Raw genomic sequence first — 20056 nt, 5'->3', positions numbered from 1 at the left:
CGATCCCGGTGTCCCGTTCCGCGCACCTCGCCCGCCGGTCCAGGCGTCCTGCTCAGCGGTTGCCGACCGCCTGCTTGACCAGGGTCCGCCCGAAGTCCCACATCAGACCGGTCCCCCGGTGCGCGTCGTCCATGACGTCGGTGAACGCGGCCACGAACCGGTCCACGTCCCGGTCGGTGATGATCAGCGGCGGGATCAGCTTGATCACCTCCAGGTGGTCGCCGGACACCTGGGTGAGGATCCGGTGGCGCTGGAGCAGCGGGACGACCACCATCTGGGCGAACAACCCCTTGCGAGCGGCCTGCAGGGCGGTCCACCCGGTGCGCAGCTTGAGCGACCTGGGCCGGCCGAACTCGATGCCGATCATCAGCCCGCGGCCGCGGACCTCGGCGAGCAGCTCGTACCGGTCGACCAGCTCGGCCAGCCGCTCCCGGAAGCGGTCGCCGACCTGGCGGGCGTTCTCCACCACCTTCTCCTCGCGCATCACCTCCAGGGTCGCCAGTCCGGCCGCCATCGCCTGGGCGTTGGCGCCGAAGCTGGCCGAGTGCACCAGCACCCGGTCCATCGAGGAGTACACCTTCTCGAAGATCCAGCCCTTGCCGAGCGTCGCGCCCACCGGCACGTACCCGCCGGACAGCGCCTTGGCCGCGCAGACCAGGTCGGGCAGCACGCCCTCCTCGTGCTGGTAGGCGAAGAACGCGCCGGTGCGGCCGATGCCGGTCTGCACCTCGTCGCAGATCAGCAGCGCCTTGTGCTCGTGCAGCAGGGCCTGCGCGGCGCCCAGCCAGCCGGGCGGCGGAGCCTGGACGCCCTTGCCCTGGATCGGTTCGACGATCAGCGCCGCGACGTCCCCGCGCTTCAGCTCCTTGGCCAGTGCGCCGAGGTCGCCGAGCGGGATGGCGGTGTCCGGCAGCAGCGGGTCGAAGCCCTTGCGGAACCCGCTCTCGCCGTTGACCGAGAGCGAACCGGCGGTCAGACCGTGGAAGGCGTGGTCGGCGTAGAGGATCCGGCGCCGGCCGGTGGCGTACCGGGCGAACTTGAGCGCGGTCTCCACCGCCTCGGTGCCGCTGTTCCCGAAGAACACCCGGTCCAGTCCGGGCGCGTGCGAGAGGAGCCGCTCGGCGAGCAGTCCGGGCAGCGGCGAGCAGTCGAACCGGACCAGGTCGGGCAGGTCGAGGTCCATCACCTGCTGCACCGCCGAGCGCACCACCGGGTGGTGGCGGCCGAGCGCGAAGATGCCGAAGCCGGCCAGCATGTCGAGGTACTCGTTGCCCTCGGCGTCGTAGAAGTACGGGCCCTCGGCGCGCTCGTAGTACTTGTCGAAGCCGATGGTGTGCAGCATCCGCGGCAGCTGCGGGTTGAGGTAGCGGCCGTGCAGCTCGTAGCGCTCGGCGCCGCGTTCGGCGATCAGGGCGGCGAGGTCGAAGGCGGGGCGGTCGAAGGCGGGGCGGTCGGGTTCAGCCGGCATGGCGCTGGTTCGCTCCTCGGTTCGGCAGCAGGGTCTTCGCGAAGACGGCGGTCTGGGCGGCGACCCCGGTGCCGGTCAGGCCGGCCTCCTCCAGGATCTCCCCGCGGGCGGCGTGGCCGAGGAACTCCTGCGGCAGGCCGAGCACCCGCACCGGCACGTCCACGTCGGCGTCGCGCAGCGCCTGGGCGGTGGCGGCCCCGACGCCGCCGGTGCGTCCGTTGTCCTCGACGGTGACGACCAGCCGGTGGGCGGCGGCGAGCCGCGCCAGTGCCGGGTCGACCGGCTTGACCCAGCGCGGGTCGACCACGGTCGCGGTGAACCCCTCGGCGAGCAGCAGCCGGGCGGCGTCCAGGCAGGCGGCGGCCGTGGTGCCGACGGCGACGAGCAGGATCTCCGGTGCCGGCCCGGTGCGCAGCAGGACGTCGACGCCGCCGATCCGCTCGACCGCGGGGACGCCGGGGCCGATGTTCCCCTTGGGGAAGCGGATGACCGTGGGGGCGTCGGCCACGTCGACGGCCTCGCGCAGCTGGGCGCGCAGCTGGTCGGCGTCGCGCGGGGCGGCGAGCCGCAGTCCGGGGACGACCTGCAGGACGGACATGTCCCACATGCCGTTGTGGGAGGCGCCGTCGCTGCCGGTGACCCCGGCCCGGTCCAGGACGAAGGTCACGCCGAGCCGGTGCAGGGCGACGTCCATCAGGACCTGGTCGAAGGCCCGGTTGAGGAAGGTCGCGTAGACCGCGACCACCGGGTGCAGGCCGCCGGTGGCCAGGCCGGCGGCGCTGGTGACGGCGTGCTGCTCGGCGATGCCGACGTCGAAGGTGCGCTCCGGGTGGGCCTTGGCGAAGCGGGCGAGGCCGACCGGCTGGAGCATCGCGGCGGTGATCGCGACGAGGTCCGGCCGCTCGGCGCCGAGCGCGACCAGCTCGTCGCCGAAGACCGAGGTCCAGGAGACGCCGCTGCTGGGGTTGATCGGCAGGCAGGTGTAGGGGTCGATCGGGTTGACGGCGTGGAAGCGGTCGGCCTCGTCCTGTTCGGCGGGCCGGTAGCCGCGCCCCTTGACGGTCAGGCAGTGCACGATGACGGGCCCGCCGAAGCCGCGCGCCTGGCGCAGCGCCTGTTCGACGGCGCCGACGTCGTGGCCGTCGATCGGGCCGAGGTACTTCAGCCCGAGGTCCTCGAACATGCCCTGCGGGGCGAAGGCGTCCTTGAAGCCCTTCTTGGCGCCGTGCAGGGCGTCGAAGATCGGCTGCCCGACCAGCGGGGTGCGCTGCAGCGCCCCCTTGCCGAGGGCGAGGAAGCGCTCGTAGCCCTGGGTGGTGCGCAGGGTGGCCAGGTGGTTGGCGAGGCCGCCGATGGTGCGGGCGTAGGAGCGTTCGTTGTCGTTGACGACGATGACCAGCGGCCGGTCCCTGGCCTCGGCGATGTTGTTGAGCGCCTCCCAGGCGAGCCCGCCGGTGAGCGCGCCGTCGCCGATCACCGCGACGGTGTGCCGGTCGTGCTGGCCGAGCAGTCGGGCGGCCTTGGCGAGGCCGTCGGCGTAGGACAGGGCGGTGGAGGCGTGCGAGTTCTCGACCAGGTCGTGTTCGGACTCGCGGCGCGAGGGGTAACCGGACAGGCCGCCCTTCATCCGCAGCCGGGAGAAGTCCTGGCGGCCGGTGAGCAGCTTGTGGACGTAGCTCTGGTGGCCGGTGTCGAAGACGATCCGGTCGTAGGGGGAGTCGAAGACCCGGTGCAGGGCGATGGTCAGCTCCACCACGCCGAGGTTGGGTCCGAGGTGTCCGCCGGTGCGGGTGACGGCGTCGATCAGGAAGGCGCGGATCTCGTCGGCGAGCAGCGGGAGTTCGGCCGCCGGAAGCTTCCGCAGCTCGGCCGGGGACGTGACGCTGGAGAGCAGTGACATGGGTACACCTCACGACTCGGAGTGGTGCGGTGGTGCCGCCGCCCGGCGGGGGCGGGGCCGGCCCGGGCGGCGGGCCCGGGCCGGGTGGCGGTCCGCGGGGTGCGCGGACCGCCCGTTCAGCGGCCTCGGTCGGCGCCGACGGTCTCGGTGATGGCGCGCAGCGACTCCTTGAGCGAGCCCATGGTGGCGAGGACGGCGGTCGGCTCGTAGCCGCAGTGCGCCATGCAGTTGGCGCAGCGCGGGTCCTTGCCGCGGCCGTACTTGGTCCAGTCGGTCTTCTCGACGAGTTCGCGGTAGGTGGGCACGTAGCCGTCGGCCATCAGGTAGCAGGGCCGCTGCCAGCCGAACAACGAGTAGTTGGGGATGCCCCAGGGGGTGCACTCGAAGTCGGCCTTGCCCTCCAGGAAGTCGAGGAAGAGCGGGCTGTGGTTGAGCCGCCAGCGGCGCCGGTTGCCGCCGGCGAAGGCCTTGCGGAAGAGGTCCCTGGTCTGGTCGACGCCGAGGAAGTGCTCCTGGTCGGGGGCCTTCTCGTAGGCGTAGGCCGGGGAGATCATCATCTCGTCGACCTTGAGCTCGTCGTTGAGGAAGTCCAGCACCTCGATGATGGTCTGCGGGGTGTCGGTGTTGAAGAAGGTGCTGTTGGTGGTGACCCGGAAGCCGCGCCGCTTGGCCTCCTTGATGGCCGCCACCGCCTCGTCGAAGGTGCCCTCCTTGGCGACCGACTCGTCGTGCCGCTCGCGCAGGCCGTCGATGTGCACGGCCCAGGTGAAGTACGGCGAGGGCCGGAACTTGTCGATCTTCTTGCGCAGCAGCAGCGCGTTGGTGCAGAGGAAGACGTACTTGCGGCGCTCCACCAGCTGTCGGACGATCTCGTCGATCTGCGGGTGCATCAGCGGCTCGCCGCCGGCGATCGAGACCATCGGCGCGCCCGACTCGAGGACCGCGCCGACGGCCTGGGCGACCGGCATCCGCTGCTTCAGGACGCCCGCCGGGTGCTGGATCTTGCCGCAGCCCTCGCAGGCGAGGTTGCAGGCGAACAGCGGCTCCAGCTCGACGATCAGCGGGAACTTCTCCCGCCGTTTGAGCAGCCTCTGCTGCATGAGGTAGGTGCCGACCCGCACGGTCTGGCGCAACGGCATGGCCATGGCTAGCTCGCCTCCTGGGGGAGCGTCGAGGATGTGGGGTGGTTCGGTTCGGCGGGGGCCGGCCGGGCCTCCTGCCGGTACCAGTCGACGAGGGCGGGGACGGTCGCCCGCAGGGTCCGCCAGGCGCGCGCCCCGGCCGGGAGGGTGCCGGGCCGCAGCAGCTCGCGCTCGGGGGTGTCCACCACGACCCGCAGGACGGCGGCGGGCAGGGCCGGCCGCCGCTCGCGCAGCGCGGCGAGCACCGCGGCCGCCTCCATGTCGACGGCGAGCGCGCCCTGCAGGTGCAGGGCCCGGCGTTCCAGGCCGCGGACCACGTGGTCGGCGGTGTGGTGCACCCCGGTGTGCACGGCCAGGCCCTGCTCCTTGAGGGCCCGGGCGAGCTCCGGACCGGAGTCGACCGGGTACAGGTGCCCCTCCGCGTCGCGCACGCCGTCGGCGACCACGACGTCCCCCGGCAGCACGCCGGGGCCGACCGCGGCGCCGAAGCCGGCCACCACGAGCGCGCCGTACCCGCCCGGGGCGGAGTCGAGCAGCCCGCGCACGGCGAGCGCGGCGCGGCGCCGGCCCATGCCGGTGCGCACCAGCACCGGTGGCCCGCCCGCCGCTCCGCGCCAGTCCCCGCCGCGCAGGGCCCAGACCTCGGGGCCCAGCGCGCAGAGGACCAGCAGGGGTGCGGTGGTCACCGCGTCGCCCCGATCGCCGGGGCCCCGCCGTCGCCCCGGCCGATCACCGGGTTGCCGTGCAGGTAGCGGCCGAGTGCGGTGACCGGGAAGACCAGCCGGTAGAGGTGGTAGTTGATGGAGAAGTCCCAGGGGAAGCCGGTGCCGGTGAACTGCGGTTCGTCCCAGGTGCCCTCGGGCAGCTGGGTGCGCACGAGCCAGTCCACGCCGCGCTCCACCGCCGGGTTGGCCCGGCCGTCCGGCCCCTCGCCGGCCGCGAGCAGCGCCATCAGCGCCCACGCGGTCTGCGAGGCGGTGGAGTCGCCGCGCCCGGCCCAGCGGGCCGGGTCCTCGTAGGAGCGCATGTCCTCGCCCCAGCCGCCGTCGGTGTTCTGCCGGTCCTCCAGCCAGCGGACGGCCCGGCGGACTGCGGGGTGCTCGTCCGGGACGCCGGCCGAGGCCAGCGCGGGCAGCACCGAGCCGGTGCCGTAGATGTAGTTGGTGCCCCAGCGGCCGAACCAGGAGCCGTCCGCCTCCTGGTTGCGCAGCAGCCACTCGACGCCGCGCCGGGTGCGGGGGTCGCGGGCCCGGCCGGTCTCGGCGAGCATCTCCACCACGTGGGCGGTGACGTCGGCCGAGGGCGGGTCGACCACCTCGCCGAAGTCGCAGAACGGCAGCTTGTTGGGCAGCGTGCTGGTGTTGTCGACGTCGAAGGCGCCCCAGGCGCCGTTCTTGGACTGCATCCCGAGGTTCCACAGCACGCCGCGCTCCGCCGCGGCCTCGACCTTGGCCGGGTCGGGGTGGGCGACCCGGCGCAGCGCGAGGACCACCTCGGCGGTGTCGTCGATGTCGGGGTAGGTGTCGTTCTCGAACTCGAAGGCCCAGCCGCCGGGGGCCAGCGAGGGCCGCTGGACGGACCAGTCGCCGTTCTTGCGGATCTCCTCCTGGAGCATCCAGTCGACGGCCGAGACCAGCGCCGGGTGGTCGGCCGGCAGTCCGGCGTCGACCAGGGCGATGGTGGCCAGGCAGGTGTCCCAGACCGGGGACTGGCAGGCCTCCAGCCAGCGCCGGCCGTCCTCGGTGTGCACGGTGAAGCGGTCGAAGGAGGAGAGTCCGGCCTGCATCACCGGGTGTTCCAGCTCGTAGCCCTCGAGGTGCAGGGCGATCAGCGAGTAGACGGCGGGCGGCTGGATCCCGCCCCAGCAGCCGTCGGCCTCCTGCCGTTCGATGATCCAGCGGCAGGCCTGGGAGACGGCGAGCCGGCGCAGCGGGCGCACGGCCCGCCGGTGGTAGGCGTGCAGGACCTTGTCGAGGCGTTCGAAGAGGCCGTCCCAGCTGGTGGCGGGGGCGAGCGGCCGGTGGGGGTAGGGGTCGTCCGGGTCGGTGTGCAGCTCGGTCAGCGGGAAGGGCGCCGGTCGGACGGGGCGGTGGGCCGAGACGATGGTGAGCGGGACGATGGTCTGGCGGGCCCAGCAGCCGAAGGCGTAGATGTTCAGCGGCAGCCACCTGGGCAGGAAGATGATCTCGGGCGGCATCTCGGGCAGCCGTTCCCACGGCCACCAGCCGAAGAGCGCGAGCCAGATCCGGGTGAAGACCCGGGCGGCCGCGATGCCGCCGGCGGAGCGCACGTACCGCGCGGCGGCCTGCATGTGCGGGGCGCCCGGGTCGTCGCCGGCCAGTTTGAGGGCGACGTACGCCTCGACGGTGGTGGACAGTTCGGGCGGCCCGCCGTGGAAGGTGGCCCAGGTGCCGTCCTCCCGCTGCTGGGAACGGATCCACTCGGCGGTGGCCTTGGTCTGGTCCTCGGTCCGGATCCCGAGGAACTGCCGGAGCAGTAAGTCCTCGGCGTCCATGGTGACGTTGGTCTCCAGGTCCCCCTTCCACCAGCCCTCGGAGCTCTGCAGCGAGAGCAGGTGGGTGGTGGCGCGGGCCAGGGCCTCCCGCGCGTCGGCCGGTACGGGGCCCGCCCCGTCGGCCGGCCCGGATTGCTCGCCGTCCTCGGGCCGCCACCGCCCGGCGCCCGACAGCGCCGGGGGGCGGTCGCCCACCGCGACCGGCTCGGGATCGTACTCAGGGTCGAGCCGGCCGTCCGCGGTTGCTGTCAACGTAACGTCACCTCTCTCGTACCACCACGAATTCGGCGAGTGCGACGAAGTGCTCGCGCACCTCGTCGGACATGGGCACCTCGTCCAGGGCGGCGAGGGCAGTCGTGTGCTGGCGGCGGGCCTCCTCCTGGGTCCAGGCCCGGCCGCCGGCCTCCTCGATCAGGGCAGCCCGGGCGGCGAGCTCGGGCTCGCTCTCCTCGCCGCGGCCCTTCGGATCGGCCAGTTGCCCGGCGAGCCGGCGCGAGGCGGCCCCGCCCTCGGCCAGCGCGGCGGCGACCGGCAGGGACTTCTTGCGCTGGCGCAGGTCCCCCCAGTGCGGCTTGCCGGTCACCTCGGTGGCGCCCCAGATGCCGAGCAGGTCGTCCACCGCCTGGAAGGCCAGGCCCAGGTGGTGGCCGTAGCGCTGGAGGGCGTCGGCGACCTTGTCGTCGGCGCCGGCGAGGACGGCGCCGATCGCCGAGGCGGCGGCCAGCAGGGCCGCGGTCTTGCCGCCCTCCATCTCCAGGCACTCGGCGACGGTCACGCTGTCGCGCTGTTCGAAGGCGACGTCCATGGCCTGGCCGTCGATCAGCCGGCGGGTCGCCGTGGTGAGCAGCCGGACGGCGCGCGCGGCGTCGGCGGGGCTCGCGCCACCGGTCACCGCGGCGTCGAGCAGCACCTCCGTGCCGAGCGTCGCCAGGGCGTCGCCGACCAGGATCGCCTGGGACGGGCCGAAGACCGTCCACGCGGTGGCCCGGTGCCGCCGGGTCTCGTCACCGTCCATCAGATCATCATGGAGCAGCGAGAAGTTGTGCACCAGTTCAACGGCCACGCCCCCCGGCACGCCGGCCTCGGCCGGGGCTCCGGTGGCCTGGGCGGACAGCAGGGCCAGGGCCGGGCGCACGGCCTTGCCGCCGTCCCCCTTGACGGCGGTGCCGTCGCGGTCGATCCAGCCGAAGTGGTAGGCCGCGACGGTGTCCATCGGTGCGGCCAAACGGGCGACGGCGGCCCGCAGCGGCGGGGTGCAGAGCGTACGGCTGCGGGCGAGCAGCTCCGGCACCGAGACCGGTTCGGCGTGCGCCGTGCCTCCGACGGCGATGCCGGTGCGTGACTCCACGTGCGTTCCCTCTCCCTCGTGGTGCCGGACCGCACGGGGCGGCCGGGTCTGTGCGCTGTCGGTGCGGGTGGTGTCGGTGGGGCCGGTGTCGGTGGGGCTGGTCCCAGTGTCGCCGTTGTCGCCACGGCCGGGGCGGCCGGTACCGCCGACGGTGGAGCGAACGGCTCTGGCGGGCTCTCCGGCGGCGGGGCCCGCCGTCACCGGGGCCACCTCCCGTCGCCCCGGTCGGCCGGGATCCGGCCGCCGGCCGCGGCGAGGGCGGCGTCGGCGGCGGCGTGGCCGCTGCGCACGGCGCCCTCCATGGTCGCGGGCCACCCGGTGGCGGTCCACGCACCGGCCAGCAGCACACCGGGGACGCCCGTCGCCGCCGACGGGCGCAGCGCCGCGCTCCCGGGTGCCGGGTCGAACGTGGCGGTGCGCTCGCGGGTGACGAAGAAGTCCAGCACCCCGGCGCCCTCGGCGGCCGGGAGCAGCCGGCCCAGTTCCGGCAGGTAGCGGCGGCGCAGTTCGGCCACCGGCAGGTCGATCTCGTCCTGGACGGCGGACTGCGAGAGCGCCAGGTACTGGGCTCCGGGGTGGCTGCGCCCCAGCTCCGTGCCGGCCAGGCCGGAGTGCGTGGTGCGGTCGAAGACCCACTGCACCGGGGAGCCGAGCGCGGCGAAGAACGGCCGGCGCAGCACCTTGCGGTCGTAGACCACGTGCACGTTGAGGATCGGCGCGGTGCCGAACCCGTCCAGCCGGTCCTGGCCGGGGATCGCGTTCGGCGGCAGCAGGGCCGCCGCGGTGTCCTGGGCGCCGGCCAGCACCACCGTCTCGGCGGCCAGCGGCTCGCCGTCCTCCAGGAGGACGGCGTGCTGGGGCGCGGCCGGCTTGAGCCCGGCGACACGGGTGCGCAGCAGCACCTTCACGCCGGCGCGTTCCAGTTCGGCGAGCGCCCGGTCGTGGTGGATCACGCCGAGCGGGACGGCGGCCATGCCGATGTCGGAGGCGCCGGGGTCGGAGAGCAGGCCGGTCTTGAACACCATCGCCGCCAGCGCCAGCGAAACCTGGTCGGCGCGGGCGTTCAGGGTGGCCACCCCGACGAGGTCCCAGAGCGCGGCGAGGGTGGCGGTGTTCTGCCCGTTCCCGCGCAGCCACTCGCCGAAGGAGATCCGGTCCAGAGCGGGGTCGGCGAGGTCCAGGCCCTGCAGGGCGAGCGCGCCGCGGACGACCCGGGCGCGGTCGGCCGGCCCGAGGTGCGGGTATCGGGCGAGGCTGCCGGCCAGGTGCAGCGGCACGGGCAGGCCGGAGCGGCGCAGCCGGCCGAGGGTGCGCACCGGGGCCGACTCGGACCCGGAGACGGAGAGCACCGGGACGTCCAGCCGCTCCTGCAGGTGGACCAACCGGGTCGCGCCGAGCCGGTCCAGCAGGCCGCGGTAGGCGGTGCAGCAGCGCAGGTACACGTGCTGGCCGTTGTCGACGGTCAGCTCCCCGCGCTGGAAGGAGAAGGCGAGGCCGCCGAGCCGGGGGCGGCCCTCCGCGAGGGTGACCCGGTGACCGGCCTCGGCCAGCCGCAGCGCGGCGGTGATCCCGGCCAGGCCGCCGCCGACCACGACGGCGGCCGGGCGCGCGGCATCGGCTCGCCCGGTCATCGGCCCTCCCCCTCGACGTCGCTGGACCGCACCGCGGCGGTCACCTCGGCCGGCCAGGTCGCGGTCGACACGGCTCGGCCCGCATGTGATTCCCCGCTGACACAGCGTGACAGAACTGGGACGAGAATCAAGAACGCCCCCCGGCGAGCCCGGAAAGCGCCACGTACGCCTTCTCCCAGCCCGGCAGCGAGACCCGGCCGCGCAGCACCGACTCGGGGTCGGCGGCGATCCGGCCGAGCAGCCGGTGGTAGATCCCGGCCATCGCGGCGGTGCAGGCCCGGCTGCGGCGGTCGAGCAGGGGCAGCAGCCGCAGGCCCTCCTCGAAGGCGGCCTGGGCGCGGGCGGCCTCGAAGGCCACCAGACCGGCGAAGTCGGCGCCCGCGGCCGGCCTGGGCAGCGCGAAGCCGTCCTCGCAGCCGTACCGGGCGAGGTCCTCGCTCGGCAGGTAGGTGCGGCCGTTCAGGGCGTCCTCGCGCAGGTCGCGCAGGATGTTGGTGAGCTGCAGGGCCAGGCCCAGGGTGTCCGCGTACTGCGCCCCGCGCTCGGGGTCCTCGCAGCCGTAGACGCCGAGGGAGAGCCGGCCGATCGCGCCGGCCACGCAGCGGCAGTAGACCTTCAGCTCCTCGTACGTCTGGTACTCGGCGCCCTTGAGGTCCATCTCGACGCCGTCGATCAGCTCGTCGAAGCCGCCCAGCGGGATCGGGAAGCGCCGGGCCGCGTCGGCCAGGGCGACCTTGATCGGGTCGGTGTCGTCGTCGGCCACCACCCCGGCGCGGACCTCGTCCACCAGCTCCCGGGTGCGCAGCAGCGCCTCCGCCTTGCGGTCGGCCGGCAGCTCCCCGTCGCCGATGTCGTCCACCCGGCGGGCCAGGGCGTACAGGGCCGACATGGCCAGCCGCTTGGACTCCGGCAGCAGCCGGATGCCGTAGCTGAAGTTGCGCGCCTGCAGTCCGGTGACTGCCTCGCAGTACCGGTACGCCGCCATGACCTGGGCCGACGCCAGTGGTGATGCCGCCACGCGGGCGTTCACCTTCCCTTCGCGAAGATGGCCGCCGCCTTCGCTGCGAGGCGGCGCTTGTCCGGCTTCGCCTGTCGCGCGAGCACGTCGTACCCGGCGTCCTCGACGGCCGCCAGGGCCGCGTAACCGCCGGCGGTGAATCCCGCCAGGAGCAGTCGAAGCCTCCCCCGAACCGTACCCACCAACGGCGCGCCGCGGTCGAGCAGGGTGCGGGCCCGGTGCACCTCGAAGGCGATCAGCTCGCGCACCGGGCCGGAGGCGGTGGGGGCGGCGAGGTCGGCCTCCGTGACGCCGAAGCGGTCGAGGTCCTCGGTCGGGAGGTAGATCCGGCCGCGGGCGAGGTCCTCGGCGACGTCCTGCAGGTGCTCGACCACCTGGAGGGCGCTGCAGACCGCGTCGGAGAGCTCGATCCGCTCGGGGGTGGAGACGCCGGCGATGGCCAGCACCAGGCGGCCGACCGGGTCGGCGGACAGCGTGCAGTAGCCGATCAGGTCGTCGTAGCTCGCGTAGCGGGCGGTGGTCTGGTCCACCCGGTTGGCCTCGATCAGACGGCGGAACGGCTCCGGGGTGAGCCCGTGCCGGTCGACCAGCGGGACGAGGCCGCGCATCAGCGGGTGGCGGGGCCCGTCGGCCGTCCCCGGGTGGAGGGCCGTCTCGAACACCCGGTCGAGGTCGCGCTCCAGCCCGTCCAGGAGGGCGAGGCGGAAGGCGGTCTCCTGCGCGGTCGGCGGGCCGGACTGGGCCGAAGGGGTGGTGCCGGGCCCGCCGTCGACCCCGAGCAGGGCCGCGGTGGCCGCCGGATCGGCCAGGTCGCCGTCGCCGGCGTCGTCGACCAGCCGGGCGAAGCCGTAGACGGCCATCAGGTCGCCCCGCCACGCCGCGGGCAGGAAGAACGGCGCGACCGGGAAGTTCTCCGCGGCCGCCTTGTCCAGGGTCCGGCCCGCGGACCGGTTCACCGACGTATCTCTGGGCTGGGCCGAAGCCGACACTGCTGTCACTCCCCCGTTCTACACCGCTCGGCACCACCGGCCCGACTCGGACACGCGTCCGAGCAGGGGCGTCCCGTCCGGCACACCGCCCCCGCGCCTACAGCCTGACACCACGGGCCGCGCCGGAGAAGGGCGCCCCGCCCGGCGCACGGGGCGCTCACCCCGCCGGCGGCGGGCCACCCGGGTTACCGGCGGCGGGCACGACGCGGGGGGCCGGCCCCGGGAACCCCCGGAACCGGCCCCCCGGACCGTTCGGTGCTACGGGCGCTCGCCGCGCTCGTAGCGGCCCACGACCTCCTCGGTCGGGCCGTCCATCACCAGCTCGCCGTGCTCGATCCAGATCGTCCGCTCGCAGACCTCGCGGATCGAGCTGTTGTCGTGGCTGACCAGGAAGACCGTACCGGCCGACTGGCGCAGCTCCTCGATCCGCTTCTTGCTGCGCTGCTGGAACGCCTGGTCGCCGGTGGCCAGCGCCTCGTCGATCAGCAGCACGTCGTGGGTCTTCGCGGCGGCGATGGAGAACCGCAGCCGGGCGCCCATGCCGGAGGAGTACGTGCGCATCGGCAGCGAGATGAAGTCGCCCTTCTCGTTGATGCCCGAGAAGTCGACGATGTCCTGGTAGCGGCGCCGGACCTCGGCCGGCGGCATGCCCATCGCCAGGCAGCCGAGGATGACGTTGCGCTCACCCGTGAGCTCGTTCATCAGCGCCGCGTTCACGCCCAGCAGCGAGGGCTGGCCGTTGGTGTAGATGCCGCCCTTCTCGGTCGGCAGCAGGCCGGCGATGGCCGCGAGCATCGTCGACTTGCCGGACCCGTTGGACCCGATCAGGCCGACCGCCTCGCCCTTGTAGGCGGTGAAGCTGATGCCGCGCACCGCGTGCACCTCGCGCACGCCCGAGCCGCGCTTGCGGCTGACGATGCGGCTGAGCGCAGAGGTGGCGCTGCCCTTGCCGGAACCGGCGCCGTGCACCCGGTAGACGATGTGCACGTCGTCGACGACGACGGTGGGCTCGCGGGCGACGTCGGTGTCGCGGACGGTCGCCGTCTTGCTCAGGTCGATGTCAGCCACGGCCGTACTCCTCCTCGGCCTTCCAGAAGAAGACGTATCCGATCACGAACATCACGACCGCCCAGCCGATGCCGTAGGCCCACTGGTGCGGCGGGAGGTCCTGGTGCTGGGGCTGGTGCTTGTTGTAGATGATCGGCGCGAAGGCGTGCCGGAGCAGGTCCATGTAGACCGACGCCGGGTTCACCTGCATCAGCACCTGGATCGAGTGCGGCCAGGTGCTGATCTTGTCCTGGATGCTGAACATCACGCCGGACAGGAACATCCAGGCCCGCATCACGAACGGGATGAGCTGGGAGATGTCACTGGTCTTGGCGCCGATCCGGGCCATCACCAGGGCGATGCCGGTGTTGAACATCATCTGCAGCAGCAGCGCCGGGACGATCAGCAGCCAGGTCCGGCCCGGCTCGATGCCGCTGATCAGCACGGTGGCGACCAGCACCACCATCGAGATCAGCAGCTGCTGGAGCTGGATCACCGTGAAGGCGATCGGCAGCGAGGCGCGCGGGAAGTGCAGCGCCCGGATCAGCCCGAGGTTGTCCGAGATCGCCCGGGTGCCGGACTGCACGGCGTTCTGGGTGAACTGGAAGACGAAGACGCCGATGCAGAGCCAGGCGATGTAGGTGTCCGGCGGGAAGTTGTCCTTGCTCGCCAGGATGACACCGAACACCAGGTAGAAGACCGCGCAGTTCAGCAGCGGGGTCACGACCTGCCACAGCTGGCCCAGCTTGGCGTCGGTGTACTGCGCCACCAGGCGGGCGGTGGCGAAGGCCCAGATGAAGTGGCGCCGGGCCCAGAGCTGCTTGGTGTAGGCGATCAGGCCGGGCCGTCTGCCGCTGACCGACAGGCCGTACTTGTCCGCAAGCTGCTTGGGGGTCAGGCCCGCGTCCGCCCCCCTGGGGGCTGAGAGGCTGACGGGTTCACTCACTGTCGACACATTCGTCCTTCACGCGGGATCGGTCGGGGCGGCCGGTCGACGGGGGTCCGCCGGCCTTGCGCCGATGGGGATCCACTGGGATCACGGGGGAAGTCCGGCCGGTGTGTGACCACCGACCGCAGCGATCGATCATTCGATCAGATGACCGGTGGCCGGCCCAGCCTGGTCAGTCGCCAAACGGTACGCCATCGCATCGGCCGCCGCGGACCGCAGGGTTCGCGCCAGCCTGCCCGGAACCCGCCCCACCAGGCCTTCAGCGCCTCCGAGGAGGGGCGGCGGGCCAGGGTCAGCAGGAACCAGGTTCCCAGATAGAGAGGCACCAACAGGCCCGGAAGGTTCCGCCTCGCGAGCCAGACCCTGTTCCGGGCGATGTTGTGGAAGTAGGCGGCGTGCCGGGCGGGCGACGTCGCGGGGTGGTGCAGCACCACGTCGGCCCGGTAGTCGATGCCCCAGCCCGCGTCCGCCGCACGCCACGCGAGGTCGGTCTCCTCGTGGGCGTAGAAGAACTCCGCGGGCAGCTGCCCGGCCTGCTCGAACACCGTGCAGCGCACGGCGCTCGCGCCGCCCAGGAAGGTCGTCACCGGGGAGGAGCGCAGCGGGTCGCGCGCGCGCAGCCGGGGGACGTGACGGCGCTGGGTGACGCCGGTGTCGGGGTCGGCGATCCGGAAGGACACGATGCCCAGCCCCGGATCGGCCGTGAAGGCCTCCCGCAGCAGCCGGGCGGAGTCGGTGCGCGGCAGGTGCCCGTCGTCGTCCAGGAAGAGGACGGCGTCGACGTCCTTCCCGTCCCGGCCGAACAGCTCGATGCCGACGTTGCGCCCGCCCGGGATGCCCAGGTTCTCCGGCAGCTCCACGCTGCGCACGCCCTCGGGCAGCGGCGGCAGCTTGGCGCCCTGGCCCACCACCGCCAGCTCGACGGCCGGGCCCTCCTGGGCGCGGACCGAATCGATCAGGGCGGCCAGCTCCGCGGGGCGGTTGCCCATGGTGATGATCACGGCGCCGAGGCGGAACCCCTGGGCACCCGTCCCGGCGTTCACCCGGTCACCTCGTTCTGCTCGCTCATGCGCCCCCTCCAGGACGGACTCGCCGGGCCCGCTCATCGCAGCCTGCTGGACAGGACGATGCTCAGCAGGTGCAGCACGGTCTGCAGCATGGCGATCGCGGCCAGCACGACCACCGCGACCCGGGTGAAGAACAGCCCCCCGTGGACGGCGTCGGCGACCCCGGCCGCGAGGATGAACAGCGAGGCCTCGACCGCGCCGACCAGGCGGTGGAACTTCAGGAAGGAGGCCGCCCGGCGGGCCCTGGCCACCGAGGACGAGCGCGGCACCGAGGCGCTGTCCTCGACCGCCGTCAGACCGCTGCGGGCCCGGGCCACGTCCACCAGGTCCGTCTCGGACTTGATCAGGATCGCGCCGAGCGCGGCCAGCGTGCCGAGGAACGCCCACTCCCAGTGCGAGCCGCCGCCCTCGCGGTGCAGCAGGTCGGTGGCGCGCAGGCCCAGACCGGTCAGCAGGGCCGCCTCGGACATGTAGTGGCCGACCCGGTCCAGGTAGACGCCGGTGAGCGAGGTCTGCCGGCGCCAGCGGGCCACCTCGCCGTCCACGCAGTCCAGCAGCAGGTAGACCTGGATCAGCAGGGCGCCCAGGACGGCGCCCACGATGCCCGGGACCACCAGCGCGGCACCGGCCAGGATGCCGGTGAACATCATCAGGTAGGTCAGGCCGTTGGGCGTGATCGCCGTCACCGTGGACAGCACGCGGGTGATCCGCAGCGAGATCTTCCGCATGTACAGGCGCCCGGCCCAGTGCTCGGCGCTGCGGCGCTGGAGCATGCCCTCCGGGTGGATCACCGCGCGCAGCTCCTCGATCGAGGGCCGGCGGCTCAGGTCCACCGGGGGCCGCTCGGCGCCCGCGGTGGAGGGGTCAGCTGTTGAGGGCTTGGACATAGTCGGCGTACGCGTCCCTGATTGCGGAAGGGGAGAGGTCGAGGTGCTCAAGGATGGTGAAGCGCCCCGGGCGGGTGTTCGGAGCGTAGTGCACCGCATCGGTGAACTCCGCCTCGGTGAAGCCGATCTGAGCCGCGGTCACCGGCAGTCCGTGCCGCGCCAGGCGCTCCACGATCAGACCGGTCAGCTCGCGCTCGCCCCGCAGGAAGCTGGCGAACGCGGCGCCGAGGCCGACCTGTTCGCCGTGCTGGGCGGAACGCTTGGGGTACAGCACGTCCAGGGCATGCGAGATCTCGTGGCAGGCGCCCGAGGAGGGCCGGGTGCTGCCAGCGATGTTCATCGCGATGCCGGACAGTACCAGGGCTTCCGCGAGGGCTGTCAGCAGGTCCTGATCCTGAATGTTTCCTGGGTGCCGCAGCAGGTTCTCGCCCGCCGAACGGGCCATCGCCACCGCCAGTCCGTCCACCGGCTCGCCGGTGACCGCGTGGGACAGCTCCCAGTCCGCGCAGGCCGAGATGTTGGAGACCACGTCGCCGATCCCGGCCGCCACGAAGCGCGGCGGCGCCTGCCGGATCACGTCCAGGTCGACGACGATGCCGATCGGGCTGGGCACCCCGTAGGAGCCGCGCCCGGCGTCGTTATCGAGCGTGGACACCGGCGAGCAGATGCCGTCGTGGGCCAGGTTGGTGGCGACCGCCACCAGCGGCAGCCCGACCCGGGCGGCCGCGTACTTGGCGGCGTCGATGATCTTGCCGCCGCCGAGCCCGACCATCGCGTCGTAGTGCCCGCCGCGCATCGCCTCGGCCAGCCGCACCGCGCTGTCCAGGCTGCCGTCGTCCACGTTGTACCAGTCGGCGCCGGGCAGGGCCGGCTCCAGGCGGCGGCGCATCGCCGCGCCCGAGCCGTTGCTGATCGCCACGGCGATCCGGCCCGAGGCCGACAGCCGCTGGTCGGCGAGGATGCCGCCGAGCGCGTCCAGCGCGCCCGGACGGACCTCGACGAACAGCGGCGACGGGACCAGCCGGGTCAGTACTGGCACGCGATCTCCCGCGCCTTCGCCAGGTCCTCGTGGTTGTCGACCTCGACCCAGGACACCTCGCCGATCGGCTGCACGTCGATCCGCAGGCCCCGGTCGACCATCTCCTGGTAGCCGTCCTCGTAGTACAGCTGCGGGTCGCGCTCGTAGGTGGCGCGCAGCGCGTCGGTGAGGTCGGCGGCGGCGGCCGGGTTGATCACGGTCACGCCGATGTACTCGCCGGTGGCCTCGGCCGGGTCCATCAGCTTGGTGATGCGGCGCACCCCGGCGGCCGGGTCGACGACCACCTTCATCTCCTCGTCGGCGAGCTTCTTCACCGTGTCGAGGGCGAGCAGGATGCCGGGCTCCCGGCCCGCCTCGACGAGGCGGGCGTTGCCCTCCAGCATCGTGCGCTGGACCGAGGCCGGGTGCACGGTGTCGCCGTTGGCCAGCAGCAGGCCCTCGGTGAAGAGCTCGCGGGCGCACCAGAGCGAGTAGGCGTTGTTCCACTCCTCGGCCTTGTCGTTCTCGACCAGGTGGAGCTTGACGCCGTAACGGGACTCCAGGGCGTCCTTGCGGTCGTACACCGCCTCCTTGCGGTAGCCGACGACGATCGCCGCGTCACGCAGCCCGACCTCGGCGAAGTTCGCGAGGGTGAGGTCCAGCACGGTCCGCTCCCCGTCGACCGGCACCAGCGCCTTGGGGAGGGTGTCGGTGTACGGGCGCAGCCGCCGGCCGGCGCCGGCTGCCAGAACGAGGCCGATCATGCGGGGTCTCCTGATCCGTCGTGCGGTGCGCGGGCGTGCCGGGGCACCGGCTTGCGTCCGGGGCCCTCCGGCCGGGCCCGGCGCGCCGGTCCCGTCCGGCTCCCGGGCCCGTCCCCGTCCGGGTCTCCCCCGTCCGGCCGGGCCGCGAGTCGGCGCGCCGGTGCCGTCGCAGATGCGGGCACCGTGTCGTAAGTGATGGTAGGCGACCGGGGCGACCAGCCCGAACGCGGCCGGGGGGCCGGGAGGTGACGGGAGGATGGCGGAGCGTCGATCGAACGCAATTCGAACGCCTACCGAACAGTCCTGCTATTCCAGGGCCCCTTCCGGGGCCGGCCCGTGCCCGTCTCCGCCCGGATTCGGCCTCCCTGCGGTCATGATCCGCCCGGTTGTGCGTGGGACCCCTACCGACCGCCACCCATACGGCAGACTGGAGCCCGACGCCGGCGCCGGTGCCCCCGCTGCGTCCGATGCAACCGGTGTACCGGACGCACCCGATGCCCCCGTTGCTCCCGCTCCCGAAAGAGGCCTCATGCCCCAGAGTCTGCCGACCGACCCGACCAACCCGACCCACTTCGACTCCGAGATCGACACCGGTCTGGACGTCGAGACCGACGTGGCGGTCGCCCGGGGGATCTCGGCCGGGACCGGCGACGCCACCGGCACCGAGATCCTGCTGGAGCTCGTGGACGACGAGGGCAACACCATCGGCACCGCCGAGAAGCACTGGGCGCACCAGCAGCCGGGCCGGCTGCACCGCGCCTTCTCCGTCTTCCTCTTCGACCGCCAGGGGCGGCTGCTGCTCCAGCGGCGGGCACTCGGCAAGTACCACTCCCCCGGTGTCTGGTCGAACACCTGCTGCGGCCACCCCTACCCCGACGAACCGCCGTTCGTCGCCGCCGCCCGCCGCACCGCGGAGGAGCTCGGCGTCGCACCGGCGCTGCTCTGCGAGGCCGGGACCGTCCGCTACGACCTCCCGGACGAGGCCTCCGGGCTGATCGAGCGGGAGTGGAACCACCTGTTCGTGGGGCTCGTCACCGCTCCGGTCACGCCCAACCCGGACGAGGTCGAGGACTTCGCCTTCGTGACCGCGCAGGAGCTGCGGGAGCTGCGGGCCGAGCGGCCCTTCTCGGTCTGGTTCGACACCGTCCTCGAGGGGGCGCTGCCGGGGATCCGGGAGATCGCCGGTCGGGACTGGTAGCCGGTCGGGGACTGGTGGCCGGCCGGGACCCGCTCGTCGGGGCCCCGGTCCGCTGTGGGGCGGGGCCCCGGTCCGTTGTGGCGCGGGTCCGGTCGGTTGCGGGGCGGGTCCGGGGGCGGGCCGCCGCCTCAGTCCTCGTCGAGCTCCGGGGGGATGGGCAGCGAGGCCCAGATGACCTTGCCGCCCTCCCCGGTCCGTTCCACGTCGCACACCCCGCCGGCCTGCAGCGTCACGCTCTTCACCAACAGCAGACCCCGGCCCCCGGTGCGGCCGGTGTCGCTCTCCAGGGCCTTCGGTCGGTACGGGTCGCCGTCCTCGACCGACACCCGCACCCAGCCCCGGCGGACCGAGAGCTCCGTGGTCACCTCCGGGGACAGCTCGGCGGCGTGCGTCACCGCGTTGCCCACCAGCTCCGAGACGATCAGCAGCAGGTCGTCCACCAGCTCCTGGTAGCGCACCCCGGCCATCCCCTGCGCCAGCAGGCGGTCGCGCACCGCGTGCCGGGTGAGCGGCACCGAGGACTCGGCCGCCGGCACCGGGAAGCGCCACACGCCCTCCACGGGGGCCACCGGAGCGCGGCCCGGGGCGCCACGTCTCGGACCTGCCTTCGCCGCCCCGCTCATCTGCTCCACGTCCAGCCGCCCTTCGTCCGCTACCCGGGGATGTCCGCGACCCGGGAATCAGGCGTTCCGCTCATGGCGCCCTCGGTCCACAGAGGCTAGGAGAGGCGTCGGCGGCACCACGGCACCGTCGACAACTTGCCCGTGTCGGACCGCTTCCGGCCGGATCCGACCGCGCCCGCCACCGGGGCCGACCGTTTCCTTCGCGCTCGGCACCGCTTCGGCCGCGGTTCGCGCGCCCTGGCGACCCGTCCCAGCCAGTCGGACCTCCCGACCGGCCCGGGCGCCCCGGGCGCGCGACCGGCACCGGGGAAACGCAGGTGAGAAGCACTCCAGAACCCTGGTAATGTTCTCTCTGTCGCCGAGGGGCCGAGAAAAACCCCGAAGCACACACCCTGTCCGGGTGGCGGAATGGCAGACGCGCTAGCTTGAGGTGCTAGTGCCCTTTATCGGGCGTGGGGGTTCAAGTCCCCCCTCGGACACAGCCGAATTCCC

At 73.3% G+C, this 20056-nt stretch carries 17 protein-coding genes and 1 tRNA gene; 2 read left to right on the top strand and 16 right to left on the bottom strand.

Annotated elements, in window-relative coordinates; all coding sequences use genetic code 11:
• Positions 1–52: 52 nt before the first annotated feature.
• The 15 genes from ACFYUY_RS03195 to ACFYUY_RS03125 all read right to left on the bottom strand — a co-directional run bounded on the left by ACFYUY_RS03195 (position 53) and on the right by ACFYUY_RS03125 (position 17743).
• A complete protein-coding gene (locus ACFYUY_RS03195; RefSeq protein WP_387897401.1) occupies positions 53–1468 on the bottom strand; it encodes an aspartate aminotransferase family protein in 1416 nt (471 codons plus the stop codon).
• Positions 1458–3368, bottom strand: coding sequence for a 1-deoxy-D-xylulose-5-phosphate synthase (gene dxs / locus ACFYUY_RS03190; protein ID WP_387897399.1), 1911 nt, complete (start codon positions 3366–3368; stop codon positions 1458–1460). The genes ACFYUY_RS03195 and dxs overlap by 11 nt, the downstream gene beginning before the upstream one ends.
• Before the next feature lie 116 nt (positions 3369–3484).
• Positions 3485–4513, bottom strand: a complete 1029-nt coding sequence (gene hpnH / locus ACFYUY_RS03185) for an adenosyl-hopene transferase HpnH (RefSeq protein WP_360210722.1) — start codon at positions 4511–4513, stop codon at positions 3485–3487.
• Between the two features lie 2 nt (positions 4514–4515).
• Positions 4516–5196 (bottom strand): 1-hydroxy-2-methyl-2-butenyl 4-diphosphate reductase, encoded by a 681-nt coding sequence (locus tag ACFYUY_RS03180; RefSeq protein ID WP_360210720.1) that lies wholly within the window; start codon positions 5194–5196, stop codon positions 4516–4518.
• Positions 5193–7277: a squalene--hopene cyclase gene (gene shc, locus ACFYUY_RS03175; protein WP_360210718.1), complete on the bottom strand. Its 2085-nt coding sequence runs from the start codon at positions 7275–7277 to the stop codon at positions 5193–5195. The genes ACFYUY_RS03180 and shc overlap by 4 nt, the downstream gene beginning before the upstream one ends.
• 7 nt (positions 7278–7284) lie before the next feature.
• The gene (locus tag ACFYUY_RS03170) at positions 7285–8373 is read right to left on the bottom strand and encodes a polyprenyl synthetase family protein (protein WP_387897395.1); all 1089 of its coding nucleotides are present in this window, start codon (positions 8371–8373) and stop codon (positions 7285–7287) included.
• 197 nt (positions 8374–8570) lie between these two features.
• Positions 8571–10004 carry a hydroxysqualene dehydroxylase HpnE gene (gene hpnE / locus ACFYUY_RS03165; protein WP_387897394.1) on the bottom strand — a complete coding sequence of 478 codons (1434 nt, stop codon included), beginning with the start codon at positions 10002–10004 and terminating at the stop codon, positions 8571–8573.
• 127 nt (positions 10005–10131) lie between these two features.
• Entirely contained in the window at positions 10132–10989 is an 858-nt protein-coding gene (gene hpnD, locus ACFYUY_RS03160) for a presqualene diphosphate synthase HpnD (protein WP_360210784.1), read from the bottom strand.
• A 41-nt stretch (positions 10990–11030) separates the two neighbouring features.
• Positions 11031–12011, bottom strand: coding sequence for a squalene synthase HpnC (gene hpnC / locus ACFYUY_RS03155; RefSeq protein ID WP_387897516.1), 981 nt, complete (start codon positions 12009–12011; stop codon positions 11031–11033).
• Between the two features lie 258 nt (positions 12012–12269).
• Positions 12270–13079 (bottom strand): ABC transporter ATP-binding protein, encoded by an 810-nt coding sequence (locus ACFYUY_RS03150; protein WP_360210712.1) that lies wholly within the window; start codon positions 13077–13079, stop codon positions 12270–12272.
• A complete protein-coding gene (locus ACFYUY_RS03145) occupies positions 13072–14013 on the bottom strand; it encodes an ABC transporter permease (protein ID WP_360210710.1) in 942 nt (313 codons plus the stop codon). Before ACFYUY_RS03145 ends, ACFYUY_RS03150 begins: the two co-directional genes overlap by 8 nt.
• A 137-nt stretch (positions 14014–14150) precedes the next feature.
• Positions 14151–14996, bottom strand: a complete 846-nt coding sequence (locus ACFYUY_RS03140; protein ID WP_387897513.1) for a glycosyltransferase family 2 protein — start codon at positions 14994–14996, stop codon at positions 14151–14153.
• Between the two features lie 113 nt (positions 14997–15109).
• Positions 15110–15847 carry a CDP-alcohol phosphatidyltransferase family protein gene (locus ACFYUY_RS03135; protein ID WP_360210780.1) on the bottom strand — a complete coding sequence of 246 codons (738 nt, stop codon included), beginning with the start codon at positions 15845–15847 and terminating at the stop codon, positions 15110–15112.
• A 91-nt stretch (positions 15848–15938) separates the two neighbouring features.
• A complete protein-coding gene (locus tag ACFYUY_RS03130; RefSeq protein ID WP_360210708.1) occupies positions 15939–17000 on the bottom strand; it encodes an iron-containing alcohol dehydrogenase family protein in 1062 nt (353 codons plus the stop codon).
• Positions 16988–17743, bottom strand: a complete 756-nt coding sequence (locus tag ACFYUY_RS03125; RefSeq protein ID WP_387897390.1) for a sugar phosphate nucleotidyltransferase — start codon at positions 17741–17743, stop codon at positions 16988–16990. Before ACFYUY_RS03125 ends, ACFYUY_RS03130 begins: the two co-directional genes overlap by 13 nt.
• 529 nt (positions 17744–18272) lie before the next feature.
• On the opposite strand from ACFYUY_RS03125, the gene idi reads away from it, so the two are divergent.
• Complete coding sequence (gene idi / locus ACFYUY_RS03120) at positions 18273–18941, top strand: isopentenyl-diphosphate Delta-isomerase (protein WP_387897388.1); 669 nt, start codon at positions 18273–18275, stop codon at positions 18939–18941.
• Between the two features lie 128 nt (positions 18942–19069).
• Here the strand turns inward: idi and ACFYUY_RS03115 are convergent, their stop codons facing one another.
• A complete protein-coding gene (locus ACFYUY_RS03115; RefSeq protein WP_360210778.1) occupies positions 19070–19564 on the bottom strand; it encodes an ATP-binding protein in 495 nt (164 codons plus the stop codon).
• A 394-nt stretch (positions 19565–19958) separates the two neighbouring features.
• Between ACFYUY_RS03115 and ACFYUY_RS03110 the strand changes: the two genes are divergently transcribed.
• Positions 19959–20043 (top strand) — tRNA-Leu (locus ACFYUY_RS03110).
• Positions 20044–20056: the final 13 nt, after the last annotated feature.

The sequence above is a fragment of the Kitasatospora sp. NPDC004745 genome, from assembly GCF_042873275.1.
In the GTDB taxonomy this organism is placed as follows: domain Bacteria; phylum Actinomycetota; class Actinomycetes; order Streptomycetales; family Streptomycetaceae; genus Kitasatospora.
This window is presented reverse-complemented; position numbering and strand designations above follow the sequence as displayed.

Coding starts and splice junctions, on each gene's coding strand:
- dxs (WP_387897399.1), bottom strand. CDS start 3,368: ATGTCACTGCTCTCCAGCGTCACGTCCCCGGCCGAGCTGCGGAAGCTT.
- ACFYUY_RS03115 (WP_360210778.1), bottom strand. CDS start 19,564: ATGAGCGGGGCGGCGAAGGCAGGTCCGAGACGTGGCGCCCCGGGCCGC.
- hpnH (WP_360210722.1), bottom strand. CDS start 4,513: ATGGCCATGCCGTTGCGCCAGACCGTGCGGGTCGGCACCTACCTCATG.
- ACFYUY_RS03195 (WP_387897401.1), bottom strand. CDS start 1,468: ATGCCGGCTGAACCCGACCGCCCCGCCTTCGACCGCCCCGCCTTCGAC.
- ACFYUY_RS03135 (WP_360210780.1), bottom strand. CDS start 15,847: ATGCTCCAGCGCCGCAGCGCCGAGCACTGGGCCGGGCGCCTGTACATG.
- idi (WP_387897388.1), top strand. CDS start 18,273: ATGCCCCAGAGTCTGCCGACCGACCCGACCAACCCGACCCACTTCGAC.
- ACFYUY_RS03125 (WP_387897390.1), bottom strand. CDS start 17,743: ATGATCGGCCTCGTTCTGGCAGCCGGCGCCGGCCGGCGGCTGCGCCCG.
- hpnE (WP_387897394.1), bottom strand. CDS start 10,004: ATGACCGGGCGAGCCGATGCCGCGCGCCCGGCCGCCGTCGTGGTCGGC.
- ACFYUY_RS03140 (WP_387897513.1), bottom strand. CDS start 14,996: ATGGGCAACCGCCCCGCGGAGCTGGCCGCCCTGATCGATTCGGTCCGC.
- hpnD (WP_360210784.1), bottom strand. CDS start 10,989: ATGGCGGCGTACCGGTACTGCGAGGCAGTCACCGGACTGCAGGCGCGC.